This window comes from Sulfitobacter sp. PR48 (assembly GCF_028807335.1).
Classification (GTDB): domain Bacteria; phylum Pseudomonadota; class Alphaproteobacteria; order Rhodobacterales; family Rhodobacteraceae; genus Sulfitobacter.
The window spans coordinates 1-25,700 of the sequence record NZ_JARAMM010000018.1 but is presented as its reverse complement, the minus strand read 5'-3'; the positions used below and the strand labels follow the sequence as shown (position 1 = coordinate 25,700).

Annotated in this window: 27 protein-coding genes; 19 read left to right on the top strand and 8 right to left on the bottom strand. The window is 64.1% G+C overall.

Annotation, left to right across the window (positions count from 1 at the left end):
* Window positions 1-6 precede the first annotated feature (6 nt).
* From sdhC to PVW51_RS19835, 3 genes are all read right to left on the bottom strand, one after another.
* Entirely contained in the window at window positions 7-390 is a 384-nt protein-coding gene (gene sdhC / locus PVW51_RS19845; RefSeq protein WP_274577025.1) for a succinate dehydrogenase, cytochrome b556 subunit, read from the bottom strand.
* Between the two features lie 690 nt (window positions 391-1,080).
* Window positions 1,081-2,043 carry a malate dehydrogenase gene (gene mdh, locus PVW51_RS19840; RefSeq protein WP_114274756.1) on the bottom strand — a complete coding sequence of 321 codons (963 nt, stop codon included), beginning with the start codon at window positions 2,041-2,043 and terminating at the stop codon, window positions 1,081-1,083.
* Between the two features lie 169 nt (window positions 2,044-2,212).
* Window positions 2,213-3,139: a PRC-barrel domain-containing protein gene (locus tag PVW51_RS19835; protein WP_274577022.1), complete on the bottom strand. Its 927-nt coding sequence runs from the start codon at window positions 3,137-3,139 to the stop codon at window positions 2,213-2,215.
* Window positions 3,140-3,253: 114 nt separating this feature from the next.
* Between PVW51_RS19835 and PVW51_RS19830 the strand changes: the two genes are divergently transcribed.
* Window positions 3,254-4,009 carry a sulfite exporter TauE/SafE family protein gene (locus PVW51_RS19830; RefSeq protein WP_269362215.1) on the top strand — a complete coding sequence of 252 codons (756 nt, stop codon included), beginning with the start codon at window positions 3,254-3,256 and terminating at the stop codon, window positions 4,007-4,009.
* A 60-nt stretch (window positions 4,010-4,069) separates the two neighbouring features.
* Here the strand turns inward: PVW51_RS19830 and PVW51_RS19825 are convergent, their stop codons facing one another.
* Window positions 4,070-4,390, bottom strand: a complete 321-nt coding sequence (locus PVW51_RS19825) for a hypothetical protein (protein WP_443288490.1) — start codon at window positions 4,388-4,390, stop codon at window positions 4,070-4,072.
* Between the two features lie 348 nt (window positions 4,391-4,738).
* Here PVW51_RS19825 and PVW51_RS19820 point away from each other — a divergent pair, with 348 nt between their 5' ends.
* The 17 genes from PVW51_RS19820 to lpdA all read left to right on the top strand — a co-directional run bounded on the left by PVW51_RS19820 (window position 4,739) and on the right by lpdA (window position 21,464).
* Window positions 4,739-5,596: an HpcH/HpaI aldolase/citrate lyase family protein gene (locus tag PVW51_RS19820; protein WP_269362217.1), complete on the top strand. Its 858-nt coding sequence runs from the start codon at window positions 4,739-4,741 to the stop codon at window positions 5,594-5,596.
* Window positions 5,597-5,600: 4 nt separating this feature from the next.
* Entirely contained in the window at window positions 5,601-6,158 is a 558-nt protein-coding gene (locus PVW51_RS19815) for an NnrU family protein (protein WP_269362219.1), read from the top strand.
* Between the two features lie 17 nt (window positions 6,159-6,175).
* Window positions 6,176-6,379, top strand: coding sequence for a DUF1737 domain-containing protein (locus PVW51_RS19810; protein WP_269362222.1), 204 nt, complete (start codon window positions 6,176-6,178; stop codon window positions 6,377-6,379).
* Window positions 6,379-7,410 (top strand): MaoC family dehydratase, encoded by a 1,032-nt coding sequence (locus PVW51_RS19805; RefSeq protein WP_274577016.1) that lies wholly within the window; start codon window positions 6,379-6,381, stop codon window positions 7,408-7,410. Before PVW51_RS19810 ends, PVW51_RS19805 begins: the two co-directional genes overlap by 1 nt.
* A 286-nt stretch (window positions 7,411-7,696) precedes the next feature.
* Window positions 7,697-8,584: a sulfotransferase domain-containing protein gene (locus PVW51_RS19800; protein WP_274577013.1), complete on the top strand. Its 888-nt coding sequence runs from the start codon at window positions 7,697-7,699 to the stop codon at window positions 8,582-8,584.
* 272 nt (window positions 8,585-8,856) lie between these two features.
* Window positions 8,857-10,050, top strand: coding sequence for an ADP-forming succinate--CoA ligase subunit beta (sucC, locus tag PVW51_RS19795; RefSeq protein WP_269362226.1), 1,194 nt, complete (start codon window positions 8,857-8,859; stop codon window positions 10,048-10,050).
* Between the two features lie 22 nt (window positions 10,051-10,072).
* A complete protein-coding gene (locus tag PVW51_RS19790) occupies window positions 10,073-10,594 on the top strand; it encodes a hypothetical protein (protein ID WP_274577010.1) in 522 nt (173 codons plus the stop codon).
* Window positions 10,591-11,385, top strand: coding sequence for a class I SAM-dependent methyltransferase (locus PVW51_RS19785; RefSeq protein WP_274577008.1), 795 nt, complete (start codon window positions 10,591-10,593; stop codon window positions 11,383-11,385). The genes PVW51_RS19790 and PVW51_RS19785 overlap by 4 nt, the downstream gene beginning before the upstream one ends.
* Window positions 11,386-11,401: 16 nt before the next feature.
* Window positions 11,402-12,034: a hypothetical protein gene (locus PVW51_RS19780; protein WP_274577007.1), complete on the top strand. Its 633-nt coding sequence runs from the start codon at window positions 11,402-11,404 to the stop codon at window positions 12,032-12,034.
* Window positions 12,035-12,076: 42 nt separating this feature from the next.
* Window positions 12,077-12,964 (top strand): succinate--CoA ligase subunit alpha, encoded by an 888-nt coding sequence (gene sucD / locus PVW51_RS19775; protein ID WP_269362231.1) that lies wholly within the window; start codon window positions 12,077-12,079, stop codon window positions 12,962-12,964.
* Between the two features lie 122 nt (window positions 12,965-13,086).
* Window positions 13,087-14,313, top strand: a complete 1,227-nt coding sequence (locus tag PVW51_RS19770; RefSeq protein WP_274577005.1) for a hypothetical protein — start codon at window positions 13,087-13,089, stop codon at window positions 14,311-14,313.
* A 43-nt stretch (window positions 14,314-14,356) separates the two neighbouring features.
* Complete coding sequence (locus PVW51_RS19765; protein ID WP_274577003.1) at window positions 14,357-17,320, top strand: 2-oxoglutarate dehydrogenase E1 component; 2,964 nt, start codon at window positions 14,357-14,359, stop codon at window positions 17,318-17,320.
* Window positions 17,321-17,323: 3 nt separating this feature from the next.
* Window positions 17,324-18,856 (top strand): 2-oxoglutarate dehydrogenase complex dihydrolipoyllysine-residue succinyltransferase, encoded by a 1,533-nt coding sequence (odhB, locus tag PVW51_RS19760; protein WP_274577002.1) that lies wholly within the window; start codon window positions 17,324-17,326, stop codon window positions 18,854-18,856.
* 67 nt (window positions 18,857-18,923) lie between these two features.
* The gene (locus PVW51_RS19755; protein ID WP_269362240.1) at window positions 18,924-19,307 is read left to right on the top strand and encodes an MAPEG family protein; all 384 of its coding nucleotides are present in this window, start codon (window positions 18,924-18,926) and stop codon (window positions 19,305-19,307) included.
* Window positions 19,308-19,318: 11 nt separating this feature from the next.
* Window positions 19,319-19,582 carry a hypothetical protein gene (locus PVW51_RS19750; RefSeq protein ID WP_269362242.1) on the top strand — a complete coding sequence of 88 codons (264 nt, stop codon included), beginning with the start codon at window positions 19,319-19,321 and terminating at the stop codon, window positions 19,580-19,582.
* Window positions 19,579-19,974 carry an MAPEG family protein gene (locus tag PVW51_RS19745; RefSeq protein WP_269362244.1) on the top strand — a complete coding sequence of 132 codons (396 nt, stop codon included), beginning with the start codon at window positions 19,579-19,581 and terminating at the stop codon, window positions 19,972-19,974. Before PVW51_RS19750 ends, PVW51_RS19745 begins: the two co-directional genes overlap by 4 nt.
* A gap of 101 nt (window positions 19,975-20,075) precedes the next feature.
* Window positions 20,076-21,464 carry a dihydrolipoyl dehydrogenase gene (gene lpdA / locus PVW51_RS19740; protein WP_274577001.1) on the top strand — a complete coding sequence of 463 codons (1,389 nt, stop codon included), beginning with the start codon at window positions 20,076-20,078 and terminating at the stop codon, window positions 21,462-21,464.
* Window positions 21,465-21,568: 104 nt separating this feature from the next.
* Here the strand turns inward: lpdA and PVW51_RS19735 are convergent, their stop codons facing one another.
* The 4 genes from PVW51_RS19735 to PVW51_RS19720 are packed head-to-tail and all read right to left on the bottom strand — an operon-like array spanning window position 21,569 to window position 24,465.
* Window positions 21,569-22,174, bottom strand: coding sequence for a pyridoxamine 5'-phosphate oxidase family protein (locus tag PVW51_RS19735; RefSeq protein ID WP_274577000.1), 606 nt, complete (start codon window positions 22,172-22,174; stop codon window positions 21,569-21,571).
* Window positions 22,161-22,886: a lysophospholipid acyltransferase family protein gene (locus PVW51_RS19730; protein ID WP_269362248.1), complete on the bottom strand. Its 726-nt coding sequence runs from the start codon at window positions 22,884-22,886 to the stop codon at window positions 22,161-22,163. The genes PVW51_RS19735 and PVW51_RS19730 overlap by 14 nt, the downstream gene beginning before the upstream one ends.
* Window positions 22,886-23,791 (bottom strand): cell division protein FtsX, encoded by a 906-nt coding sequence (locus PVW51_RS19725; RefSeq protein WP_274576999.1) that lies wholly within the window; start codon window positions 23,789-23,791, stop codon window positions 22,886-22,888. Before PVW51_RS19725 ends, PVW51_RS19730 begins: the two co-directional genes overlap by 1 nt.
* Window positions 23,788-24,465 carry a cell division ATP-binding protein FtsE gene (locus PVW51_RS19720; protein ID WP_269362252.1) on the bottom strand — a complete coding sequence of 226 codons (678 nt, stop codon included), beginning with the start codon at window positions 24,463-24,465 and terminating at the stop codon, window positions 23,788-23,790. The genes PVW51_RS19725 and PVW51_RS19720 overlap by 4 nt, the downstream gene beginning before the upstream one ends.
* Window positions 24,466-24,637: 172 nt before the next feature.
* Here PVW51_RS19720 and PVW51_RS19715 point away from each other — a divergent pair, with 172 nt between their 5' ends.
* Window positions 24,638-25,462 carry a zinc-ribbon domain-containing protein gene (locus PVW51_RS19715; protein ID WP_274576998.1) on the top strand — a complete coding sequence of 275 codons (825 nt, stop codon included), beginning with the start codon at window positions 24,638-24,640 and terminating at the stop codon, window positions 25,460-25,462.
* Window positions 25,463-25,700 lie beyond the last annotated feature (238 nt).

Sequence of the window (25,700 nt, the reverse complement as noted above, 5' to 3'; positions counted from 1 at the left end):
CTCTCCTTACACGATAATGACGGTCAGCACCGTCAGCAGCACCGCACCGCCGATGCAGGCCCAGCCCAGCTTTTCCGCCGTGGGCACATCCAGCGCATAGCCGTTGTCCCAGATCAGGTGCCGGATGCCGGCCAGCGTGTGATACCAAAGCCCCAGCACGCTGAAGAACATGATCAGATCGCCGAACCAGCTGGTCACGAAACCGTTGACCACGTCGAAATACGCTTCGCTGGTCGCCGCCGCCAGGAACCACCAGACGATCAGCAGCGCCGCGACCAGCATGGCATTGCCGGTGATGCGCGTCAGGATCGACGTCATGGAGGTCAGTTGCGGGCGGTAGATTGTCAGATGCGGTGACAGCGGGCGGTTGCCCCGGTTTACATCGGCCATAAGTCTGGTCCTTTGATGTGAGTGGCTGTATTTTGGTCCTTGGCTGACCTAGTGATAGCGGTTTTTGCAGGAGTGTCACGAGGGCTGAACAGGCTAACACGCGGTTTTATGGGGAAGCTTGGCGGAAAAATGCAGAAATCCGCAAGAATTTTCGTTTTGTGATCACACGGATATTTTGTGTGATCACAGACCTGCGACTCACTTGCCCATTTTGACGTCAGACCTGCGCCTGTGAGACGCGCGAGGGTCCGCTGTGCGGACTTTGCTGCCGTTAATCATTGGCAACCAAAGCCCGGAACAAGCCGAAGGCGCCGGGCCATCGCCTGCCCGCCGGTCGGGTAGGCGATTTGGTGAGGCTGGGTGTACCCTCGATGGGATTCATCAAGGTTGAGAAATAAAGTGGCATGAACCAAGGTCAGTATCGCCCACCCCGGGCAGGCGCTGGCCCGGCTTGTGTCTCATGTCACTCGGGGCTCTTTCCCGCCGTTCGCAGCATTTTTCAAGAATGTCCGCATGGCCCCCGCCCCTCCTTCGGACGTAGCGCCACGCTCCGGGGAAGCGAAGTGACGCAAAGGTCGGTTTTGCCTGGCCATGACAACGTACGCCCCAAACGCAAATGCCCCCGCAGATATCTGCGGGGGCATTGCACATCATCCTCCCAGACCAAAGCGGCTGGCGTCTCTCCAGCGATCAGCTCAGGCTGCTGTCGATGCCCTTGCAGGCGTCAACCAGGCCTTTGACCGCCTTGACGGAATTGTCGAACATCGCCTGTTCGTCCTTGTTCATGGAAATCTCCACAACACGCTCCACGCCGCCTGCGCCGATCACTGTCGGCACGCCGACATAGAAACCGTCCAGACCATAGGCACCGTCCACATAGGCCGCGCAGGGCAGGACGCGTTTCTGGTCTTTCAGATAGCTTTCGGCCATCTCGATGGCGCTGGTCGCGGGCGCATAAAAGGCCGAACCGGTCTTCAGCAGGCCCACGATCTCGGCGCCGCCATCACGGGTACGCTGCACGATCGCATCCAGTTTCTCCTGGCTTGTCCAGCCCATCTTTACCAGATCCGGCAGTGGGATGCCGGCAACGGTGGAATAGCGCACCAGCGGCACCATCGTGTCGCCATGGCCGCCCAGCACGAAGGCTGTGACATCTTTCATCGACACGTTGAACTCGGAGGCAAGGAAATGCCGGAAACGCGCCGAATCAAGCACGCCCGCCATGCCGCAGACCTTTTCATGCGGCAGGCCGGAGAATTCGCGCAGCGCCCAGACCATCGCGTCCAGCGGGTTGGTGATGCAGATCACGAAAGCGTCGGGCGCATGGGCCGCAATGCCCTCGCCCACGGATTTCATCACCTTGAGGTTGATGCCCAGCAGGTCGTCGCGGCTCATCCCCGGCTTGCGGGCGACACCGGCGGTCACGATGCAGACATCGGCACCGGCGATATCCGCGTAATCCTGCGTTCCTGACAGGGTCGCATCAAACTTGCCCGCAGGGCCCGATTCCGCGATGTCCAGCGCCTTGCCTTCTGGCGTGCCTTCGGCAATGTCGAAAAGAACGACATCGCCCAGTTCCTTCAGTGCCGCGAGGTGTGCAAGTGTACCGCCGATTTGCCCCGCGCCGATCAGCGCGATTTTGGGTCTGGCCATGGTATGTTCTCCGTCAGGGTTGCATTTCGTTGCGGCATAGCGAAATGCGGCCCGTGCTGCAAGTTCGGCCTTTCAACCACCCCGTTCCGGACCGCCCGACAGAAAAAGGCCGCCCAAAAGGGCGACCTTTTCGAACAGCATGACCGGTTTTCAGTCATGTTCCGGGCGTTCAGTCCTGATATTCAGGCATCTGTTCCAGCTGTTCCTTGGTGCTGTTGATGTAGAAGCGATAGTCGCTGCCATCTTCGCTTTTCAGCACCTGGATGTCGTCAAAGCTCACCAGAACCGGCTTTTCGCCAATCCCCAGAAAGCCGCCCACATTGATCACGGCTTCGGTCAGCTTGCCGTCATCGCCGACCATCAGGTTGTCGATCTCGCCCACGGTCTCGTCATTGGAGCCATAGACGTAAGAGCCGTTGATCTCTTCCGCCGTCAGCTTCTCGACCTCGGCCATCTCGGCATTCTGATACCCCTCGCGCTCATAGGCCGGACGGGTCATCTCGTCCTGCATGTTGTCGGCGGTGGTGGCAACCGCGGCCCCGGCGTCCTCTGCCGTCTGCTCGGTTGCCTCAGCCGCGTTTTCAGCCATGTTTTCAGCGTCCTGCGCCGTGGCTTCCGCGTTCTGCTCCAGGGTCTCGCCGTTCAGGGTTTCATCGCCCATGTTGCGGTCGAACTCCGGCAGGGCTTCCAGCGCTTCCTTGGTGGTGGAAACCACGAGGAACCGGTCATTCATGTCACCGTCCTGCCGGACAACCGTGATGTCGTCCATCGAAACGGCCACGTCACGTTCGCCCAGCCCGAGGAACCCGCCAACGCCAAGGATCACGGCGCGCACGCTGCCATTCTGGGCCACGATGATGTCGTTGATCTCACCGATGTCGTCCCATTCGGCCTCGGCCCCCGCCGCAACGGGCTGGTCCGCATCGACACCCTGTTCCGCATTATAGATGCGCATGCCGATCAGGTTGCTGGCATAGAAATCGCCCTGCTCGAATTCGACCGCACCCATGTTGGTGTTCACCTCTGCGGTTGATTGCGCATAGGCGCCGCCCGTCAGGGCAAGGATGACGGCAGTTGTGCTCAGAAAGCGTTTCATAATACTACTCCTTCGTATGTGTCCGGTGTCACGCACCGATTGAAGGACGAACTGACAGATGCCAGGCAAGTTCCACGGAAAATCCACTGATTTCAGGTGGGTATAAACTAAGACATGCTGACCTTCGATCTGTTCTTCTTTCTGGTCGCCGGGCCTGCGGTCTTCTTTGCCGGGGTGTCCAAGGCGGGCTTCGGCTCGGGCGCGGCCTTTGCCGCTGCCACCATCCTGGCGCTGGTTGTCGAACCCGGCCTGGCACTTGGCGTGATGCTGCCGCTGCTGATGCTGATCGACGCCAGTTCGCTCAGACCCTACTGGAAGAAATGGAGCACCCGCGACGCCAGGCTGCTGATCCTCGGCGGGCTGCCCGGCATCGCCCTGGGCGCGGCGCTCTACCGGGTCGCCTCACCAGATGTGTTCCGCCTGCTGATCGGCGGTGTCTCCGTCGGGTTCGTGTTCTGGAAGGTCAGCCTTGCAAGGGGTTGGCTTCCCTTGACAAATTTGCGGTTTTCCGATCGCGCCGGGCTGTTCATCGGCTCGGTCACCGGGTTCACCACCTTCGTCAGCCATGCGGGCGGCCCCCCGGCGGCGGTGTTCCTGCTGACACGCGGTCTGACCAAGACACAGTTCCAGGCCACCACCGTCCTGATCTTCTGCGTCTTCAACCTGATCAAGTTCTTCCCCTATGCCGCGCTGGGGATGTTCACCAGCCAGACCTTTACGGCCAATCTCCTGCTGGCCCCTTTCGCCCTGCTGGGCACCTGGGCGGGGGTGCGCGCACATCACGTGGTGCCGGAAAAACTGTTCTTTGGCATCACCTATGCCCTGCTTCTGATCACCGGGACCAAGCTGATCTGGGATGGCCTGACCTGACGCCGGACCACCCCATTCATATGTCACCTGACATATGACTTTTCTGAAAATTTTCCGCCCTTAGGCATCCTGCCCCCGGGCGGGCAGCGCCTCCGCCACCTGTTCGAAGGCCTGACCGGAGGCCACAAGGCAGGTCATCCCGCCCGGCATTGTCACCGTGATCGTCCAGCTTCCCGTCTCGTCAGAGGCAAAGACCTCGACCACCGCATTGTTCGCCCCCAGCCCGATGGATTGGCGCGTCTCGCCATATCCCTCCGCCAGCCGCGCCACCACCACATCGCGCGGCCCGCAGTTGCGCCGGGCCTGCGCGGCCACATCCGTGGTTGCAGCCAGATAGGCCACCGCCCCCGCCGTCAGCGCGGCCAGATTGAAGATTTTCATCATCTGCTTCATTTCACTGCCTTCATTCGAAAGGCTGCACCCTGATCGGCGGACCTGTCCGGGCTCTGCCCGTGCGACCTGGGTGGGCCAGGTTACGTGCCAATGTGCCTGCTGACCGGGTGTCCGGCGGCCCTGCCGGAACCATCTTCCCCTGGACAGGCGACGGGGCAAAGGATGCGGGCAACTCCCTGAAATACTGGTTAACGATGCGTACGGAACCTGTTCAATTTGATTTTCGCTGCGCTGCGGCGTGTTTCCCCTTGAACTTTTCAATCAAAAATGAGCATCTGCGCGCAACAATATGTCCACACGCCGCCGCCCGGCGCGGCCAACCCCATCGGAGGCCCCATGTCCAAGATCACCCGCCCCCTGCGTTCCGCGCTCTATATTCCCGGCTCCAAACCCCGCGCGCTGGACAAGGCCCGCAGCCTGCCCTGCGATGCGATCATCTTTGACCTTGAGGATGCGGTCAGCCCGGACGAGAAATCCGCCGCCCGCGCCACCCTGGCCGGGGCGCTCGGCGAAGGCGGCTATGGCGCGCGGCTCAAGGTGATCCGCATCAACGCGCTGGACACCGAATGGGGCAAGGACGACGCGCAGGCCGCCCGCGACATGGATGCCGACGCGATCCTGCTGCCCAAGGTGGGCAGCCCCGCCGACCTTGAAGCACTGGCCGAAATCGTCGGTGACAGGCCGCTCTGGGCGATGATGGAAACCCCCGGCGCCATGCTGAACGCCCCCGCCATCGCCGCGCACCGGTCATTGCAGGCCATGGTCATGGGCACCAACGATCTGGCCAAGGACCTGCAAACGCGGTTCCGCGCCGACCGCCTGCCGCTGATGACCGGCCTCGGCCTCTGCGTGCTGGCGGCCAAGGCCCATGGCTGCGCCATCATCGACGGGGTCTATAACGCCTTCAAGGACGACGAGGGCCTGCGCGCCGAATGCGATCAGGGCCGCGACATGGGCTTTGACGGCAAGACACTGATCCACCCGGCACAGCTTGAGGTGGCCAATGCGGCCTTCTCTCCCACCGAGGAAGAAGCCGATCTCGCCCGCCGCCAGATCGCCGCCTACGAGGAAGTCATCGCTTCCGGTCAGAGCGTCGCGGTGGTGGACGGCAAGATCGTGGAAAACCTGCATGTTGCAACTGCCCGCGAAACACTGGCAAAACTGGAGGCAATCGCAGCCCTCAGCGCGGAGTAGCGCCATGTTCCTTCTGATCCTCGGTCTCATCCTCTGGGTGGGCGCACACTATTTCAAACGCCTCGCCCCCGATGCCCGGGCGAAACTCGGCGAACCCGGCAAGGGGCTGGTGGCGGTTCTGATCGTGGCCGGCGTGGCGCTGATGATCATCGGCTACCGCGGTGCCGACTTCATCCCGGTCTGGAACCCGCCCGCCTTCATGGTCCATATCAACAACCTGCTGATGCTGCTGGCCTTCTGGATCTTCGGTTCTTCCGCCGCCAAGGGGGCCAAGGCCTGGCCCGCCTACAGGACCCGCCATCCGCAGCTGCTCGCGGTCAAGACCTGGGCCGTGGCGCACCTGCTGGTGAACGGCGATCTGGCCTCGATCATCCTCTTCGGCGGGCTGCTGGCCTGGGCCGTGGTCAGCGTCATCCTGATCAACCGCGCCGAACCCGGCTGGACCCCGCCCCCCCATGCCGGGCGCGCCACCTATATCCGGCTGGTGGTGATCACCGCCGTCATCTTTGCCGTGGTCGTGACGATCCACAGCTGGCTGGGCGTCTCGCCCTTCCCCTCCTGAACCCGCACGGAGCCTGCATGAAACTCTATCGCTTCCTGTCCGAAGAAGACACCTCCGCCTTCTGCCACAAGGTCACCGCTGCCCTGAACAAGGGCTGGGAACTTTACGGCTCACCCACCCAGACATGGGATCACGCCGCCGGAGTCATGCGCTGCGGCCAGTCGGTCGTGAAAGAGGTCGAAGGCACCTATACCCCCGACACCAGGCTGGGGGACCACTGATGGCCAAGACCAACGCCGGGCGTTTCTTCGAGGATTACACCCTGGGCGAGACCATTCGCCACGCAGTGCCGCGCACCGTCACGTCGGGCGAACGGGCGCTCTACCACATGCTCTACCCCGCGCGCCACGCGCTCTATTCCTCCGACCAGTTCGCGCAGGGCTGCGGCCTGCCCTTCAGCCCGCTGGACGATATGATCGCCTTCCATGTGGTCTTTGGCAAAACCGTGCCGGATGTCTCGCTGAACGCCGTGGCCAATCTCGGCTATGCCCAGGGCCGCTGGCTGAGCCCGGTCTGGCCCGGCGACACCCTGCGCAGCGAATCGCGGGTGATCGGCCTCAAGCAGAACTCCAACGGCAAGACCGGCGTGGTCTATGTGCGCACCACCGGGCTGAACCAACATGACGAAACGGTGCTGGAATATGTCCGCTGGGTCATGGTGCGCAAAAGGAACCTCGACGCCCCCGCGCCCGACACGATTGTCCCCGAGCTGCCCGCCGCATTGGACGCGGGCGATCTGGTGATCCCCAAGGGGCTTGATTTCACGCACTACGATTTCGAACTGGCGGGCGAGCCGCACCGCTGGGGCGACTACCAGGTGGGCGAGCAGATCGACCACGTCGATGGCGTCACGGTGGAAGAGGCCGAACACATGCTGGCCACCCGCCTGTGGCAGAACACCGCCAAGGTGCATTTCGACACCTCCGCCCGCCCCGACGGCAGCCGCCTGATCTATGGCGGCCATGTGATCTCCATGGCCCGGGCGCTGTCCTTCAACGGGCTGGCCAATGCGCAGATGGTCGTGGGCCTGAACGGCGGGGCACATGCCAACCCCTGCCTTGCAGGCGACACGATCCGCGCCTGGTCCGAAGTGCTGGACAAGGCCGAAACATCCACCCCCGGCGTCGGCGCCATCCGCCTGCGGCTGGTGGCGACCAGGGGGGGCGAGCCCTTCAGGCTGAAAGGCGAAGACGGCAAATACCTGCCCGAAGTCCTGCTCGACCTCGACTACTGGGCGCTGATGCCGGTGTGAGATGTGGCGCAAGCCGGGCCGTCGCCTGCCCGGGGTGGGCGATGCTGACCTTGGTTCATGCCACTTTATTTCTCAACCGTGATGAGCCCCATCGGGGACACGCCCAGCCTCACTAAATCGCCTACCCGGGGCACGGGCAGGCGATGGCCCGGCGCCTTCGGCTTGTTCCGGGCCTGAGCGCCAATGGCATGGCAGCTACACCTCGCACAGCCCCCCCGGCCATTTTACCATTGCATTCTGCCCGCACAGCACTTTCCCTGTACCGGACCCTGCAGGAGGCCCAGACATGACCCGCCGAAAACTCTACCTCGGTGCCCTGACCGACAACCGCCGCTGGGACAGTGTCAATATCCGCCCCGACGACGTCATCGTCGCCTCCCCGCCGAAATGCGGCACCACCTGGATGCAGACCATCATCGCCCTGCTGTTCTCCGGCGACCCCGATGTCGAAACCGAAGTCGCCCTCCGGATGCCATGGGTCGACATCCGCCTGCGCGAACTGCCGGAGGTGGCCGCGCGGCTCGAAGCCATGTCCCATCGGCGCTGCCTGAAAAGCCACACGCCAATGGACGGTCTGCCGCTGGATGACCATGCGCAATATATCTGCGTCTTCCGCCACCCGCTGGATGCGCATTTCTCCTACCGCAAACACCTGCGCAACATCCCCATGCACCTGCTCGACTTCTGGTATCCGGAGGATGACCGCGACGGCACCACCTTCCGCCGCTTCCTGGACGGCGGGGCCGAGGGCTTCGATACCGATGCCATGCCGCTTGCGCATATCCTGCAACACTACAAGGCCGCCGCTTCCCTCGCCGAGCGCCCCAATGTCGCGCTGTTCCACTATGCCGACATGACCCGCGATCTGCCCGGCACCTTTGCGAGGGTGGCCGGGCTGCTGGGCATAACGCACCCCGCCGCGCTGATGGAGGCGCTGATCCAGGCCGCCACCTTCGACAACATGAAAGCCCATGCCGCGCGGTATGCACCGGGCGGCGGCACCGGCTTCATGAAGAAGGATTCCGATTTCTTCCACAGCGCCAGTGGCGGCAAATGGATCGGCAAGCTCAGCGATGCCGAACTGGCAGCCTATGACGCCATGATGGACGCCCGTCTCGGGCCACAGGACCGCGCCTGGCTGGAGCACGGCGCGCAGGGCAGTTCCGCCGGATGACAGGTGGCGCGGCGCGGCCCCGGCGCACAGAATCCCCGCGGCCCGCACCGAACCCCAAGGGGGTAAAAAGTGAACTCCAGACCCGGGTTCACCCATGTTTCATTGACATCCGCTTAAAGTCGCCGATTTTGTGATCACACCTTTTCCGCGTGTGATCACAAACAGCAGTTTCCACTTTCAATATCCCCGCAACTGAGAAAGTCTGGTTCCCGACAGATAAGACTCGCGCGCGCTGCGCCCTGCTCTTGAACCAACTACGGGATCCTTTTGCGATGAACATCCACGAATACCAGGCCAAAGCCCTCCTGCGCAGCTACGGCGCGCCCGTCTCCGATGGCCGCGTGGTCCTCAAGGCCGAGGACGCCAAGAACGCCGCAGGCGAGATGGATGGCCCGCTCTGGGTGGTCAAGGCGCAGATCCACGCAGGCGGCCGCGGCAAGGGCAAGTTCAAGGAAGCAGATGCCGGTGACGCAGGCGGCGTGCGCCTGACCAAATCCGTGGAAGAGGCCGCCGAACAGGCCAAGAAGATGCTGGGCCGCACCCTGGTCACGCATCAGACCGGCCCGGCGGGCAAACAGGTCAACCGCATCTACATCGAAGACGGCTCCGGCATCGAAACCGAACTCTACCTTGCCCTGCTGGTGGACCGCCAGACCTCCCGCGTCTCCTTTGTCTGCTCCACCGAGGGTGGCATGGACATCGAAGAAGTCGCCGCATCGACGCCCGAGAAAATCCTGTCCTTCTCCGTCGATCCGGCCACCGGCTACCAGGCCTTCCACGGCCGCCGCATCGCCTTTGCCCTCGGGCTGGAAGGCAAGCAGGTCAAGCAATGCGTCGGGCTGATGGGCCTGCTCTACAAGGCGTTCCTGGAAAAAGATATGGAGATGCTGGAGATCAACCCGCTGATCGTCACCGACGGTGGCGACCTCAAGGTGCTGGACGCCAAGGTCAGCTTTGACGGCAACGCGATCTACCGCCACGCCGACATCGCGGAACTGCGCGACACCACCGAGGAAGACCCCAAGGAACTCGAAGCCTCCAAATACGACCTGAACTACATCGCGCTGGACGGCGAGATCGGCTGCATGGTCAACGGCGCCGGCCTGGCGATGGCCACCATGGACATCATCAAGCTCTACGGGGCCGAGCCTGCCAACTTCCTCGACGTGGGCGGCGGCGCGACCAAGGAAAAAGTGACCGAAGCCTTCAAGATCATCACCTCCGACCCGCAGGTCAAAGGCATCCTGGTGAACATCTTCGGCGGCATCATGCGCTGCGATGTCATCGCCGAGGGCGTGATCGCCGCGGTCAAGGAAGTGGGCCTCAAGGTGCCGCTGGTGGTCCGCCTCGAAGGCACCAATGTCGAAAAGGGCAAGGAGATCATCAACAACTCCGATGTCGATGTGATCGCCGCTGACGATCTCAAGGACGGTGCCGAAAAGATCGTGAAAGCCGTCAAAGGCTAAGTCCCGAACCAAAGGCCATCTGATGCGCTCCCTTCGCCTTGTGACCCTGACCGTAACCCTGACCGCATATCTTGCGGCAGGGCCGGTTCTGGCGTCCGGAAACGAGGCGAAACTGGCCATCGACAGCTTCAACGCCTGGTGCTTCAAGGCCGGCCAGACGGAGGCCCAGGCCCGCGACAACATGCGCGCGGGAACCGCCCCCTTCACCCTGACCTTCTGGGACGACAGTCTTGAGCCGCGCCCGGCGGATGCCCAGCGCGGCGTCGAACGGCGCTGCGAAGTGGCCTTTGACGGCGATCATACCGCCGCAGCCATCGAGGCGCTGCGCATCCAGATGGCGACGCCGCCGGTCTTCGGCACCCCGATTCCGCTGCCCGATACCCATGCGGTCACCCCCGGCACCACCCTGATCGAGGGGCGCGAACTGCTGCGCGGCCGGGTTGCCGTGGTCCATGTGGGCCTGCGCAACGCGCCCCATGCGCCGGTGACCTTCATGGCGGTTGACCGCCTCTATGACGGGCTTGGCCTGCCGGAGGGGTCATGATGGATCAAAGCGCCCCGCGTCCCTGCCCGGTCTGCCACGGCACGGATGCCACCCCGCTGCCCGCCTATTCGCCGGACCCCTGGCAGGTGGCCACCTGCAACCTCTGCACCATGACCTATCTGCAAAATCCCCCCGCCTACGAGGCGCTGGAAGAGGATTTCGCCTGGGAAAAGACCTATGAGGACAAGAAAGCCGCCTCCAGGGGATCGACCCGGTTCAGCCCCTATGTGCGCAGACTGCGCAATGCGCTGGGCATGTACCGTGACAAGACCAACAGCTTCCGGCGCTGGTTCAACGATGGCCATGTGCTCGACATCGGGTCGGGCTGGGGCCAGCGGATCACGGCACCGATGACACCTTACGGCATCGAATTGTCCACCGCGCTGCACAGGATTTCGGACGAACGGATGCGCGCGCAGGGCGGCTATTGCCTGCATGGCGCGGGCGCCGAGGCGATCTGGGATTTCGACAAGGGCCAGTTCGACGGCATCGTCATGTTCTCCTATCTCGAACATGAGACCGATGTGACCGGCGTGCTGAAGGGCGCGCACCGGGCGCTGAAACCCGACGGCGGGGTCTTCATCCGCGTGCCGAACTTCGCCTCGCTGAACCGCCGCGTGATCGGCCCGAAATGGTGCGGCTTCCGCTACCCCGACCACGTCAATTATTTCACCCTGTCCAGCCTGCGCAAATGCGCCGCGCAGATCGGGTTCAGGACCTGGCTGGTCAACCGCTTTACCCTGCCGGTCGACGACAATATCTCGGTCCTGCTGCGCAAGTCGGCCGCCTGACACAATGGAAAGAATGATGAACCACAAGAAACAGACTCCCGCAGGCCTCGCCGGTATCCTCCTGCTGGGTGCCGCGCTGTCGGGGTGCAATTACAACACCGCCAACGATGGTATCCGCAACGGGCCGCAAGCCGTGCACCCCAGCACCTCGGCACTGGCGCAGCGGACCAGCGCCGGTGCCCCTGTCGCGGTGGCTGGCATCTCCCCCGCAAATGTGACCGATGTAATATTCCCCGACGTCAAGGCCGATGCCGGTATCGCAGGCCCCATTCGCGCCTTTGCCCGGACCTGTATGGCACATGCCCCGGACCTTGGCGCGCTGTTTTCTGCCGCCAAAGACGCTGGGTTCAGCGACCTGGAGCGTGAGGGCAAGTCGATTTACGGCGCACAGTTCACCGGCGCGACACCCGTGTCATTTCAGGTCAATGTGAACACCCGTTTTGCCCATGAATGCGCCGTCACCGTCGTGGTGGACCAAAAGAACACAACCAATGTGCGGGAAGCTTTTTTCAACGCGCTGCAAACCCCGCACCGCAACGGCGTGGCGCAGATTGTCGTGAATGGCAAGAAATCCATCCTCAAACATCAGGAATTCCAGGGCGGAGCCTTTGGCGTGAACGAACACGCCTTCCTGCTGCAACAGAACTGACCGGCACTTCGCCAACCAAGAACACTATCCAAAGGAACCAATATGGCCGTACTTGTAGACGAAAACACCAAAGTCATCTGTCAGGGCCTCACCGGCTCGCAGGGGACATTCCACACCGAACAGGCCATCGCCTATGGCACCAAGATGGTCGGCGGCGTGACGCCCGGCAAGGGCGGCCAGACCCACCTGGACCTGCCCGTGTTCAACTCCGTCCACGAGGCGCGCCATGTCACCGGGGCCAATGCCTCCGTCATCTATGTGCCGCCTCCCTTCGCGGCCGATTCCATTCTTGAAGCCATCGACGCCGAGATGGAGCTGATCGTCTGCATCACCGAAGGCATTCCGGTGCTGGACATGATGCGCGTCGCCCGCGCGCTGGAAGGGTCGAAATCCCGCCTGATCGGGCCGAACTGCCCCGGTGTCATCACCCCCGACGCCTGCAAGATCGGCATCATGCCCGGCCACATCCACAAGCGCGGCTCCTGCGGCGTGGTCAGCCGTTCCGGCACCCTGACCTACGAGGCGGTCAAGCAGACCACCGATCTCGGCTATGGCCAATCCTCCGCCGTGGGCATCGGCGGCGACCCGATCAAGGGGACCGAACATATCGACGTGCTGGAAATGTTCCTGGCCGACGATGAGACCGAGAGCATCATCATGATCGGCGAAATCGGCGGCTCCGCCGAGGAAGAAGCCGCACAATTCCTGGCCGACGAACGCAAGAAGGGCCGCTGGAAACCCACCGCCGGTTTCATCGCGGGCCGCACCGCCCCTCCGGGTCGCCGCATGGGCCACGCAGGTGCCATCGTCGCCGGTGGCAAGGGCGGTGCCGAGGACAAGATCGAAGCGATGAAATCCGCCGGTATCGTTGTCGCCGACAGCCCCGCCACCCTGGGCGAGGCCGTGAAGGCCGCGATCGAAAAGGGCTGATCCCCTGCCCGAACCAGGCGAAGGGCCGACAGCAGGCCGGCCCTTCGCCCCCCATCCAACCCGCGAGACATGATGCGACAGCCGCCCGCCCTTACCGTCCGCCCCCGACCGAGCATCCTGTGATGCGCCGGCTGATCCTGCATATCGGGCCATTCAAGACGGGCACCAGCAGCTTTCAGCACTGGCTCCGGGGCAATGCCGCCGTGCTGGCGGATGCCGGTCTGGTCCTGCCGCTGGACCTGCTGAACCCCAATGCCAATGGCGAACCGCTGGCCCATGCCTTTCTGGCCGCCCCGGAGGACCGCACGGCGGAACAAAGCGATCTGGTCGACCGCTTTGGCCAGTTCTGCGCGGCACATCCGGACGCCTCGGTCATCCTCTCGGCAGAGCGGCTGTCACGGATGCTGCTGGTCGACGGCAGCTTCCGAAACGAATTCGACCCCCGCGAGAGCGACTCCCGCCGCCAACGCGCGGCGCGCCACCTGCATGACGCGGTATCCACGCTCGGCTTCGACCGGATTGATCTTCTGGTCCTGATCCGCGAACAGGCCGGTTTTCTGACCAGCGCCTATGTTCAGAAACTCAAGACCATGAACGCCCGCCTGGATCTCGGCGCGCGCGGGCTGGAGGCGTTTCCGGTCCAGCGCTATGCCGAAAGTTTCCGGCAGCTTTCAGACCTCGGCTTCCATGTCATCGCCGCCCCCTACCACAGCCCGGACCGCGCACTTGCGCTGCCCGAACGCCTGATGGCGATGGCCGGCTTTGACGGCCCGCTCAAGGGCCGCGTGACCTGTGATGTCCCGCGCGTGAATGTATCACCGGGCTATCTGACAACGATCGGCCTGGGCCATGTGTTCTGGCACCTCGAAACCCTTTCCCCGACACCGGATGCCGCCGAGGCGGACCAGCTGCGGCGGCGTCTCTTTGCGATCACCCGCGCCGCAAATGTCGAAGGTGACGGCCCGCTGACCCTGTTCGCCCCGGATCAGGCCGCCGCAATTGCCGCCCGTCAGCGCCGCCATCTGGACGGCATCGAACCCTGGGCGCAGGGGCTGACCGCCGCCGACATCGCAGGCAGCTTTCCCGCGCATCGCGCCCAGTCACCCCTGTCGCGCAACGATCTTGGCACGCATGAGCGTCACCGCATCGACCAATGGCTGCGCGGCATCGCCGCCCAGGTTCAGCGCGACAACCGCCTGCGCCAGTTGATCGACCCCGCCACGCTGAGTGACCTTGACGCCTCCCCGCCAGGGGTGCACAGCGCGCCGCAGCAGACCGCCCCCTGCCTTGGGGGCACCTGGGCCGCAGCCGCACCCGACGGACGAAGGCCGTTGAGGCAAGCCCTCTAGAAACCGAATTTGACCATAACCCCCGCCCGAACGAGGCCACATCATGACCGAACAACCCGGAAACGAACAGTTCCACGCGTCATCCTTCATGGAAGGTGAAAACGCAGAATACCTTGAACAGATGTATGCCAGATACGCCAACGACCCCAATGCGGTGGACGCGGCATGGGCGGCCTTCTTCAAGGCCATGGGCGACGACGGCGAAGCCGTCAAGGCAGAGGCGGCAGGCCCCTCCTGGGCGCGCAGCGACTGGCCCCCGGCACCCATGGGCGACAACATCGGCGCGCTGACAGGCATCTGGCCCGAACCGGTCGAGGCTGAGGCCGCAGGCCGCAAGATCAAGGAAAAAGCCGCCGAACAAGGCGCGCAGATCACCGAGGAGCAGGTGCGCAGCGCGGTGCTGGATTCGGTCCGCGCCCTGATGCTGATCCGCGCCTACCGGATCCGCGGGCACCTCGCCGCCGACCTGGACCCGCTGGGCATGCGCGACACCGGCACCCATGCCGAACTGGACCCCAGGGCCTATGGCTTTGAAAAGGCCGACATGGACCGCCCGATCTTCATCGACAACGTGCTGGGCCTCGAAGTGGCCACCATGGCCCAGATCGTGGACATCGTGAAACGCACCTATTGCGGCACCTTTGCGCTGCAATACATGCATATTTCCAACCCCGAAGAGGCCGGCTGGCTCAAGGAACGGATCGAAGGCTATGGCAAGGAAATCTCCTTTACCCAAAACGGCCGCAAGGCGATCCTGAACAAGCTGGTCGAGGCCGAGGGCTTTGAGAAGTTCCTGCATGTCAAATACATGGGCACCAAACGCTTCGGCCTGGATGGCGGAGAAAGCCTGATCCCCGCGATGGAACAGATCATCAAGCGGGGCGGCCAGCTGGGGGTCAAGGACATCGTCATCGGGATGCCCCACCGGGGCCGGTTGTCGGTGCTGGCCAATGTGATGCAGAAACCCTACCGCGCGATCTTCAACGAATTCCAGGGCGGCAGCTTCAAACCCGAAGACGTGGATGGCTCGGGCGACGTGAAATACCACCTCGGGGCCTCGTCCGACCGCGATTTCGACGGCAACATCGTCCACCTGAGCCTGACCGCCAACCCCAGCCACCTGGAGGCGGTGAACCCCGTTGTCCTGGGCAAGGCGCGCGCCAAGCAGGACCAGCTGCACGACCGCGAGCGGACCAAGGTGATGCCGATCCTGCTGCACGGCGATGCGGCCTTTGCCGGTCAGGGCGTGGTGGCGGAATGTTTCGCCCTCTCGGGCCTGCGCGGTCACAAGACCGGCGGCACCATGCATATCGTGGTGAACAACCAGATCGGCTTTACCACCGCGCCGCATTTCTCGCGCTCCTCGCCCTATCCCACCGACAATGCCCTGGTGGTCGAGGCGCCCATCTTCCACGTCAACGGCGATGACCCGGAGGCAGTGGTTCACGCCGCCCGCGTCGCCACGGAATTCCGCCAGAAGTTCCACAAGGATGTGGTGATCGACATCATCTGCTACCGCCGCTTCGGTCACAACGAAGGCGACGAGCCGATGTTCACCAACCCGATCATGTACAAGAAGATCAAGGGCCAGAAGACCACGCTCAGCCTCTACTCCGACCGGCTGGTCAAGGACGGCCTTGTCCCCGAGGGCGAGATCGAGGACATGAAGGCCGATTTCCAGAAAAAGATGAACGAGGAATTCGAGGCGGGCAAGGATTACCGCCCCAACAAGGCCGACTGGCTGGATGGCAAATGGTCCCATCTCGATAAGTCCAAGGAAAAGAAATACCAGCGCGGCAAGACTGCCATTTCCCGCGAAACCCTGGCCGAAGTCGGCAAGGCGCTGACCACCGCGCCCGAGGATTTCCCCCTGCACAAGACAGTGGGCCGTCTGCTTGAGGCGAAAGCGGCGATGTTCAAGGATGGCAAGGGTTTTGACTGGGCCACCGCCGAGGCGATTGCCTTTGGCTCCCTGCTGACCGAAGGCTACAAGGTCCGCCTTGCCGGTCAGGACAGCGCCCGCGGCACCTTCAGCCAGCGCCATTCCGCCCTGATCAACCAGGAGACCGAAGACCGCTATTACCCCCTCAACCACATCCGCGAGGGGCAGGCGGAATACGAGGTCATCGATTCCATGCTGTCGGAATATGCGGTGCTGGGTTTCGAATACGGCTATTCGCTGGCCGAACCCAACGCCCTGACCCTGTGGGAAGCACAGTTCGGCGACTTTGCAAACGGCGCGCAGATCATGTTCGACCAATTCATCAGCTCGGGCGAAAGCAAATGGCTGCGCATGTCCGGCCTCGTCTGCCTGATGCCCCACGGCTACGAAGGGCAAGGGCCGGAACATTCCTCCGCCCGGCTGGAACGCTTCCTGACCATGTGCGGCGGCGACAACTGGATCGTGGCCAATTGCACCACGCCCGCCAACTACTTCCACCTGCTGCGCCGCCAGCTGCACCGCAGCTACCGCAAGCCGCTCATGCTGATGACGCCCAAATCCCTGCTGCGCCACAAGATGGCGGTCAGCGAGGCCGAGGAATTCACCACCGGCAGCAGCTTCCACCGGGTCCTGTGGGACGACGCGGAAAAGGGCAATTCAGAGACCAAGCTGGTCGCCGATGACAAGATCAAGCGCGTCGTCATGTGCTCCGGCAAGGTCTATTACGACCTGCTGGAAGAACGCGACAACCGCGGGATCGACGATATCTACATCCTGCGTTTCGAACAATTCTACCCCTTCCCCGCGCAATCCGCGGTGAAGGAGCTGGAACGCTTCAAGAATGCCGAAATGGTCTGGTGCCAGGAAGAACCCAAGAACCAGGGTGCCTGGAGCTTTATCGAACCGAACATCGAATGGGTCCTGGGCCGCATCGGTGCAAAACACGGCCGCCCGGCCTATGCCGGCCGCGCCACCGCCGCCTCTCCCGCCACGGGCCTGGCGAGCCAGCACAAAGCACAACAAGCCGCTCTCGTTGACGAAGCGCTGACCATCAAAGGAAAGTAACCCATGACCGAAGTACGTGTGCCCACCCTGGGCGAATCCGTGACCGAAGCAACCGTCGCCACCTGGTTCAAGAAACCCGGCGACAGCGTGGCGGTCGATGAAATGCTCTGCGAGCTGGAAACCGACAAGGTCACCGTCGAAGTGCCCAGCCCGGTGGCAGGCACCCTGGCCGACATCGTCGCCGCCGAAGGCGAAACCGTGGGCGTCGATGCCCTGCTGGCCAATATCTCCGCCGGGGATGAAGCGCCCAGGGGCAAGGCGGCTGACTCCGGCAAGGAGGCACCGAAATCCGTCGATGCCGGGGCCGAGGAAATGAAACCCCGCGACCCCGCCGATGATGTCGATGTCATGGTCCCCACCCTGGGCGAAAGCGTGACAGAGGCCACCGTCAGCACCTGGTTCAAACAGGTCGGCGATACCGTCGCGCAGGATGAAATGCTCTGCGAGCTGGAAACCGACAAGGTCAGCGTCGAGGTCCCGGCCCCCGCCGCAGGCACCCTGACCCAGATCCTGGCCGAGGAAGGCAGCACCGTCGAGGCCAATGGAAAGCTCGCGGTGATCTCCGGTGGCGAAGGCGCCGGCGCCGCCGCCCCCGCAAAGCAAAGCGCACCAGCCCCCGCCGTCGAAAGCAAGGGCGGCAAGGATGTCGAAGACGCGCCTTCCGCGAAAAAGGCGATGGCGGAAAACAACATCAGCCGCGATGCCGTCACCGGCACCGGCCGCGATGGCCGGGTGATGAAAGAGGATGTTCTCAAGGCCATCGCCGCAGGCACCTCCGCCGCTTCGGCACCGGAGGCGAAATCCGCCCCCCGCGCGCCCTCCAGCGCCGATGACGCCGCCCGCGAGGAACGCGTCAAGATGACCCGCCTGCGCCAGACCATCGCCCGCCGTCTCAAGGAATCGCAGAACACCGCCGCGATGCTGACCACCTACAACGAGGTCGACATGACCGCGGTGATGGACCTGCGCAACGAATACAAGGTGCTCTTCGAAAAGAAACATGGGGTGAAGCTGGGCTTCATGTCCTTCTTCACCAAGGCCTGCTGCCACGCCCTGAACGAAGTGCCGGACGTGAACGCAGAGATCGACGGCACCGATGTGGTCTACAAGAACTATGTCCACATGGGCATCGCCGTGGGCACACCCACCGGCCTTGTGGTGCCGGTGGTGCGCAACGCCGACGCCATGTCCTTTGCCGAGATTGAGAAAACAATCAACACCCTGGGCGTCAAGGCGCGCGACGGCAAGCTCAGCATGGCCGACATGCAGGGCGGCACCTTCACCATCTCCAACGGCGGCGTCTATGGCTCGCTGATGTCCTCGCCGATCCTGAACCCGCCGCAATCGGGCATCCTGGGCATGCACAAGATCCAGGACCGCGCGATGGTGGTGAACGGCGAAATCGTGGTGCGCCCGATGATGTACCTCGCCCTCAGCTACGACCACCGCATCGTCGACGGCAAGGGGGCGGTGACCTTCCTCGTGCGCGTCAAGGAAGCGCTGGAAGACCCGCGCCGCTTGCTGATGGATCTGTAAACCGACAGGGTGGGGGAAAACCCCACCCTACCGATCCACCACATGTCCTAATCAAGGATCGCATCCAATGACCGAAATCACCATCCTCATCGCCTATGGCCTGCTGGTCATGATCACCATCCTGTTGCAGGTGATGGGCGCCATGAACCAGCTTTCCATGGGCTACATCATGTCCTCGCGCGACGACAACCGCGGCACCCGGGGCATGGTGGCGCGCATCGAACGGGCGCTGAACAACTCCCTCGTCGCAATGACCCTCTTTGCTCCTGCCGTGCTGATCCTTGAGGTCCTGAACAAGACCAATGCCACCACCCTGCTGGCCGCACAGGTCTTCATGATCGCGCGGATCATCTACCTGCCGGTCTATGCCCTTGGCGTGCCTGCGGTGCGCACGCTGGCCTGGCTGGCGGGTTTCATCGCCACTGCCGTCCTCTATCTCCAGGCGCTTTGAAAGGACTTGCCATGCAGATGATCGTCCACCAGCACGTCACCTCCTTCGCCGACTGGAAAGCCGCCTTCGACAAGGATGACGAGGCGCGGCGCAACGCGGGGCTGACCGTGCTGCAGGTCTGGAAGGACGCCGACAGCGACACCCATGCCTTCTTCCTGCTCAAGGTCAATGACCGCGACAAGGCGCAGGCCTGGATCGAAAGGTCCAACGCCCTGGCCTCGGACGATGGCGGCACGGTCACCTCCTCTTCGGCGTATTTTCTGGACACCAAATGACCCCGGAACTCACCGCCCTCACCCTCGCCGCGATCCTGCAATACCTGCAATTCGCGCTCTACGCGGTGCCCGCCAACCGCGAGCTCGGGCCCGGCTTCACCATGTCCGCCCGCGACCGGCCGCCCAACAACACGCTGACCGACCGCACCGCGCGTCTGGGCCGCGCCTTTGACAACCACTTCGAGGGGCTGATCCTGTTTGCCATCGCCGTGGGCGTGATCCAGATGTCGGGGCAGAACAATGCGCTGACCGCGCTCTGCGGCTGGGTCTACCTGATCGCGCGGCTGCTCTATGTGCCTGCCTATGCGCTGGGCTGGCGGCCCTGGCGGTCGCTGATCTGGTTTGCCGGTTTCATTGCCACCCTGCTGATGCTGCTGGTGGCGCTCTTTTGATTTCATTGTTCCAGTAAATACCACCGGGGGGAGGCGCTTGCGCCGGGGGGCTGGCCCCCCTACCCTCGCTGTCAACACGCTCAACACCCAAGGAGACACACATGTCCACCTATGATGTTATCATAATCGGCTCCGGCCCTGGCGGCTATGTCGCCGCCATCCGCTGTGCGCAGCTGGGCCTGAAGACCGCCTGCGTCGAGGGGCGCGACACCCTGGGCGGCACCTGCCTGAACGTCGGCTGCATCCCCTCCAAGGCGCTGCTGCATGCCTCCCATATGCTGCATGAGGCAGAGCACAACTTTACCGAGATGGGCCTGAAGGGCAAAAGCCCCTCGGTCGACTGGAAACAGATGCTGAGCTACAAGCAATCCACCATCGACACCAATACCAAGGGCATCGAATTCCTGTTCAAGAAGAACAAGATCGACTGGCTGAAAGGCTGGGGCAGCATCCCCGAGGCCGGCAAGGTCAAGGTCGGCGACGAGGTGCATGAGGCGAAAAACATCATCATCGCCACCGGGTCCGAGGCGGCGTCCCTGCCCGGCGTCGAGGTCGACGAGAAAGTCGTCGTCACCTCCACCGGCGCGCTGGAACTGGGCAAGGTGCCCAAGAAGATGGTGGTCATCGGCGCCGGGGTGATCGGGCTGGAGCTGGGCAGCGTCTATGCGCGCCTGGGATCGGACGTCACCGTGGTGGAATTCCTCGATGCGATCACACCGGGCATGGACCCCGAGGTGCAGAAGACCTTCCAGCGGATGCTGAAAAAGCAGGGGCTGGACTTCATCATGGGGGCCGCCGTGCAGAAGACAGAGGCGACCAAGACCAAGGCCAAGGTGCATTACAAGCTGCGCAAGGACGACAGCGAACATGTGATCGACGCCGATGTGGTGCTGGTCGCCACCGGGCGCAAACCCTATCACGACGGCGTCGGCCTCGATGCCCTGGGCATCGCGCTGACCAAGCGCGGCCAGATCGCGGTCGATGACCACTGGGCCACTTCCGTCAAGGGCATCTATGCCATCGGCGACGTGATCGAAGGCCCGATGCTGGCCCACAAGGCCGAGGACGAGGGCATGGCCGTGGCCGAGGTGATCGCGGGCAAGCACGGCCATGTGAACTATGGCGTGATCCCCGGCGTGATCTACACCCACCCCGAGGTCGCATCGGTGGGCGAGACGGAAGCCACCCTCAAGGAAGCGGGCCGCGCCTATAAGGTGGGCAAGTTCTCCTTCATGGGCAACGCCCGGGCCAAGGCGGTTTTTGCAGGCGACGGTTTCGTCAAGATCATCGTGGACAAGGAGACCGACCGCATCCTGGGCGCCCATATCATCGGCCCCGGCGCCGGCGATCTGATCCACGAGGTCTGCGTGGCGATGGAATTCGGCGCCTCGGCGCAGGACCTCGCGATGACATGCCACGCGCATCCGACCTATTCCGAAGCGGTCCGCGAAGCCGCGCTGGCCTGCGGGGATGGCCCGATCCACATGTGAGGTGGCGGGCGCGGCACGCGTTGCGCAGGGATATTTAAGAGCCAAAAAGAGAGGGGGGCGTGTCGCGATACAGGCCCCCTTTTGCTATGGGGCAGAGGTTGCCATTACCACATCGTCCTGGCGGCCCGTGCGCCCCAGGCATCGTCATAGGGCGCGCCGCCCTCTTCGCCGCTGGTCATCTCCGCCAGGATCTCTCCCACGCTGGGCAACCCGGTGCTTTCGTCCACACCGGCCCAGGTGCCTGCCCGCATCAGCGCGCGGGCGCATTGGGTATAGATCTCGGTGGAGGTGATCACGATCACCGTGGCGGGCTGGCGGCCGGACTTGTCGAAGCGCGCGCGCAGATCGGCATCGTCGGTCAGGATCGCGGTGCCGTTCACCCGCACCACGTTGTTTGACCCCGGCACCAGGAACATCAGCGACACCCGGCCATCCACCACGATGTTGCGCAGTGAATCCAGCCGGTTGTTGCCGCGCCAGTCGGGCAGCGCCAGCCGCTGCGGATCCAGTTCCAGCACCACCGGGCCATCGTCGCCGCGCGGGCTGCCATCGGTGCCGTCAGGCCCCACCGTGGTCAGAATGCAAAGCTTCGACGCCATGATCCATTTGCGGTAGAGCGGCGTCAGCCGGTCCGCCACCTTGCGCAGCGACGGCGCGCCGGGTCTGCCGTAAAGCGCCTCAAGCGCCGCGATATTCTCAATCCGCCGCACGCCAGCCCGCCTCCTGCAACAGCGCGTCCGACCGGCGTTCCACCACCTCTTCAAGCCGCTGCATGAAGCTGGCCCGGTCCAGCCCCGGCGCAATCGGGTCGAGGAATTCGACCACCGCGACCCCCGGCCGCCGGTACAGCCCCCGGCGCGGCCAGAAATAGCCCGCGTTGGTCGCCGCCGGGATGCAGGTCTGCTGCAACTGCTCGTAGAGCGCGGCGCTGCCGATCTTGTAGGGAATGCGCTTGCCCGGCGCCACCCGGGTGCCCTGGGAATAGATCACGATCTGCCCCGGCTCGATCTTGCCCGCCTCCACATCCGCGATCATCTTGGCTATCGCCTTGCCGCGCTTGCCCCGGTCCACCGCGATCATCTGCATCCGCCTGGTGTATTGCCCGATCACCGGGGTCCAGAGGATCTCGCGCTTCATGATGAACTTGGCCCGCGGCAGGGCGTGAAAGATCATGATGATGTCGAGGAAGGACTGGTGCTTGGCCGCGATCAGCACCTCTCCCTGCGGCACCGGGCCGCGCACTTCGCAGCGCAGCCCGATCAGCCAGCGCGCCGACCACATGCACCAGGCGGCATAGGTCTTGCAGGCGGTATAGGCGCCGCGTTTGGAGAACATGGCCCAGGGGGCGAAGGCCAGGCCGACAAGCGGCATCGCCAAGGTCACCTGCACCACGTAAAGGATCGACCGTATCCATTGCAGCATCACGAAAGCCCTCTCAAGGTGCGCCGTGCCGCGGCCCGCGTCGCGGCAAAGGCGACGCCCCCCGCCAGCAGCGGAATCAGGACGGGCAGCAGCCAGTGCAGCCCGCGAAAGCCCAGCCCGGTCAGGAAGCCGCCGGTTTCGGAGGCGCTGGGCAGCAGCACCACGGCGATCAGGCCCACAACCGTGCCGGCCGCCGCCCCCGAGAGTGCCCGCAGGGTGAACCGGCGGACAAAGGCCTGGGCAATGTAATCATCGGTCGCCCCCACCAGACGCAGCACCGCGATCACCTGCGCATTGGCGGCAAGAGCGGCCTGTGCGGCAAGGGTGATCATCGCCGCCACCGCCGCCGCGATCAGCGCGATCGAGACCCAGCCGATCAGCCGCAGCCGCGAGGCCGCCTGCACCAGCGGTTCGCGCCAGCGCCCGTGATCGTCCAGCACCGCACCGGGCACCTCGGCGGCCAGCCGCAGGCGCAGGCCGGCGGCATCCATGCCGTCACTGTCCTCGATCACCTCGATCAGCCGCGGCACCGGCAGCGCGTCCAGCGCCAGGTCCGGGCCGAACCAGGGGGCCAGCAGCGCCTGTTGTTCCGCATCCGTCAGGGCGCGGGCGGTTGCCACCCCCCTGGTGGTTTCCAGAATGCGCAGCGCCGCCTCGGTCTGGGCCGCGCGCTGGTCAAGCGGGGCCACGATGCGCACGGTGGCGGTGCGGGCAAGCTCCGACCCCCAGCGTTCCGCCAGACGGCCCGCCGCCAGCGACAGCGCCAGCGCAAAGACCGCAAGAAACGCCATGGCACCGGCCGCGAAAAGGGTCAGCTGCGCGGTGAAGCCCGAAGGCGGCACCACCCGGTCCGCCTGCCGGTCTCCCGCCAAAAGGGCGCGCAGGCTGCCTGCCCCCGGCTTCACAGGTCCGCCCCCGCCAGCTGGACGCGGCGGTTTGCGATGCGCAGCACGCGGGCCTGTACATGCGCCTTGGTGGCGCGGATCAGGCTCAGGTCATGGGTGGCAATCAGCACGGTCTTGCCCATCTTGTTCAGCTCGATCAGCAGCCGCAGCAGGCGTTGCGACATGTCCCAGTCGATGTTGCCGGTGGGCTCATCCGCCAGCACCACGTCGGGCGACATGATGACGGCCCGCGCCAGGGCGGCGCGCTGGCGTTCGCCGCCCGACAGCTCCGGCGGCAGCGCATTGGCCCGGTTGGTCAGCCCGACCCAGGACATCAGCTCGGCCAGGTCACCGCCCGCGGCCTCGGCGTTGCGACCCGAGACGGTCAGCGGCAGGTTGACGTTTTCCGACACATCCAGATGGTCCAGAAACTGCACATCCTGATGCACCACGCCGACCCGGCGGCGCACCATGGCAATGTCATCCCGGCCCAGCCCGCGCACATCCGCCCCGAACAGGCGCACATGGCCCGCCGTGGGCAAGAGCGCACCGTAGCACAGCTTCATCAGGGTTGTCTTGCCCGCACCCGAGGGGCCGGTCAGGAAATGAAAGGACCCGGGCGCGAGTTTCAGCGTTATGTCCGACAGCAATTCGCCGCCGCCATAGCTGTAGGCCACATTTTCCAGCTCGATCACGCAGGTTCCCCGGGTTTTGTCGACCTGTTGTGCCTGAGCACCGCCGGGGATTCAATGCACCACATCGGGGTCCAGCGTCGAGATTGCACTTTTCCTGCGGAAATCTTGCACTATGCTGGTCGAAAATGGTTAACGGCCCGAAACGGGACCATGGAGAGCAGCGGGAACATCAATGAGGCTGACCTGTCCGAATTGCGATGCACAATATGAAGTGCCCGATGACGTCATGCCGGCAACCGGGCGGGATGTGCAATGTTCCAATTGCGGCCAGACCTGGTTTCAGCATCACCCGGACCATGCCCCCGAAGAGGTAAGTGAAGACGCCGTCGAGGTGCCGCCGCCCGATGCCCCGGCACCGGACGAGGAAACCGCACCCCCGCCGCCACCTGCCCGGCCCGCCCCGGCGCCGGAGCGGCGCAAGCTGGATCCGGCGGTGGCCGACATCCTGCGCCAGGAAGCGGAAGCCGAGCATGAGGCGCGCAAACGCCGCCAGGAGCAGGCGCAGCCGCTGGAAAGCCAGCCCGATCTGGGGCTGGATGTGGCCGACCCCGAAGACGACCGCGAACGCCGCGCGCTGGAGGCCCGCCGCCGGATGGCGCGGATGCGGGGCGAGCCCGAACCGCTGTCAGAGGAAGAGGCCCGCGCCGCCGCCATGTCCTCGCGCCGGGAACTGCTGCCCGACATCGAAGAGATCAACTCCACCCTGCGCAGCGATCATGAGCGCGGCACCCCCCAGAGCGCGCCGGGCGAGGGTGATCTGCCGGTCACCGCGCGCGGGGGCGGTTTCGGCCGTGGCTTCGTGCTGGTGATCCTCTGCGCGGCAATCCTGATTGCCATCTATGTCTTTGCCCCGCAGATCGCCCGCGCGGTGCCGCAGGTGGACCCCTATCTGTCCTCCTATGTCAGCGGCATTGACCAGCTCCGGCTCTGGCTTGACCGGAATGTTCAGGACCTGCTGATCTGGCTGGATTCACTGGCGGCGCAATCCACACCCTGAGGGTGTTTCCCGGTCCCCGGCCTGAATAACGCCCATGACGGGGCCGGTGTCTGCGGGCCGGCTCAAACACTTAGCGCAGCTGCGAACCATTGTTCCGGGTACGGGCAATGTTCCGGGCGCGGGCCACCGGGTTTTGGGGTGACGCGCAGCCTGCCTTCATCAGAGTGCCTTCATCAGAGTGCCTTCATCAGAGTGCCTTCATCAGAGTGCCTTCATCAGAGTGCCTTCATCAGAGTGC

Bases quoted from the DNA above. Each gene is read 5' to 3' on its own strand.
- sdhC (WP_274577025.1), bottom strand. From the start codon at position 390: ATGGCCGATGTAAACCGGGGCAACCGCCCGCTGTCACCGCATCTGACA.
- mdh (WP_114274756.1), bottom strand. From the start codon at position 2,043: ATGGCCAGACCCAAAATCGCGCTGATCGGCGCGGGGCAAATCGGCGGT.
- PVW51_RS19835 (WP_274577022.1), bottom strand. From the start codon at position 3,139: ATGAAACGCTTTCTGAGCACAACTGCCGTCATCCTTGCCCTGACGGGC.
- PVW51_RS19830 (WP_269362215.1), top strand. From the start codon at position 3,254: ATGCTGACCTTCGATCTGTTCTTCTTTCTGGTCGCCGGGCCTGCGGTC.
- PVW51_RS19825 (WP_443288490.1), bottom strand. From the start codon at position 4,390: ATGAAAATCTTCAATCTGGCCGCGCTGACGGCGGGGGCGGTGGCCTAT.
- PVW51_RS19820 (WP_269362217.1), top strand. From the start codon at position 4,739: ATGTCCAAGATCACCCGCCCCCTGCGTTCCGCGCTCTATATTCCCGGC.
- PVW51_RS19815 (WP_269362219.1), top strand. From the start codon at position 5,601: ATGTTCCTTCTGATCCTCGGTCTCATCCTCTGGGTGGGCGCACACTAT.
- PVW51_RS19810 (WP_269362222.1), top strand. From the start codon at position 6,176: ATGAAACTCTATCGCTTCCTGTCCGAAGAAGACACCTCCGCCTTCTGC.
- PVW51_RS19805 (WP_274577016.1), top strand. From the start codon at position 6,379: ATGGCCAAGACCAACGCCGGGCGTTTCTTCGAGGATTACACCCTGGGC.
- PVW51_RS19800 (WP_274577013.1), top strand. From the start codon at position 7,697: ATGACCCGCCGAAAACTCTACCTCGGTGCCCTGACCGACAACCGCCGC.
- sucC (WP_269362226.1), top strand. From the start codon at position 8,857: ATGAACATCCACGAATACCAGGCCAAAGCCCTCCTGCGCAGCTACGGC.
- PVW51_RS19790 (WP_274577010.1), top strand. From the start codon at position 10,073: ATGCGCTCCCTTCGCCTTGTGACCCTGACCGTAACCCTGACCGCATAT.
- PVW51_RS19785 (WP_274577008.1), top strand. From the start codon at position 10,591: ATGATGGATCAAAGCGCCCCGCGTCCCTGCCCGGTCTGCCACGGCACG.
- PVW51_RS19780 (WP_274577007.1), top strand. From the start codon at position 11,402: ATGAACCACAAGAAACAGACTCCCGCAGGCCTCGCCGGTATCCTCCTG.
- sucD (WP_269362231.1), top strand. From the start codon at position 12,077: ATGGCCGTACTTGTAGACGAAAACACCAAAGTCATCTGTCAGGGCCTC.
- PVW51_RS19770 (WP_274577005.1), top strand. From the start codon at position 13,087: ATGCGCCGGCTGATCCTGCATATCGGGCCATTCAAGACGGGCACCAGC.
- PVW51_RS19765 (WP_274577003.1), top strand. From the start codon at position 14,357: ATGACCGAACAACCCGGAAACGAACAGTTCCACGCGTCATCCTTCATG.
- odhB (WP_274577002.1), top strand. From the start codon at position 17,324: ATGACCGAAGTACGTGTGCCCACCCTGGGCGAATCCGTGACCGAAGCA.
- PVW51_RS19755 (WP_269362240.1), top strand. From the start codon at position 18,924: ATGACCGAAATCACCATCCTCATCGCCTATGGCCTGCTGGTCATGATC.
- PVW51_RS19750 (WP_269362242.1), top strand. From the start codon at position 19,319: ATGCAGATGATCGTCCACCAGCACGTCACCTCCTTCGCCGACTGGAAA.
- PVW51_RS19745 (WP_269362244.1), top strand. From the start codon at position 19,579: ATGACCCCGGAACTCACCGCCCTCACCCTCGCCGCGATCCTGCAATAC.
- lpdA (WP_274577001.1), top strand. From the start codon at position 20,076: ATGTCCACCTATGATGTTATCATAATCGGCTCCGGCCCTGGCGGCTAT.
- PVW51_RS19730 (WP_269362248.1), bottom strand. From the start codon at position 22,886: ATGCTGCAATGGATACGGTCGATCCTTTACGTGGTGCAGGTGACCTTG.
- PVW51_RS19715 (WP_274576998.1), top strand. From the start codon at position 24,638: ATGAGGCTGACCTGTCCGAATTGCGATGCACAATATGAAGTGCCCGAT.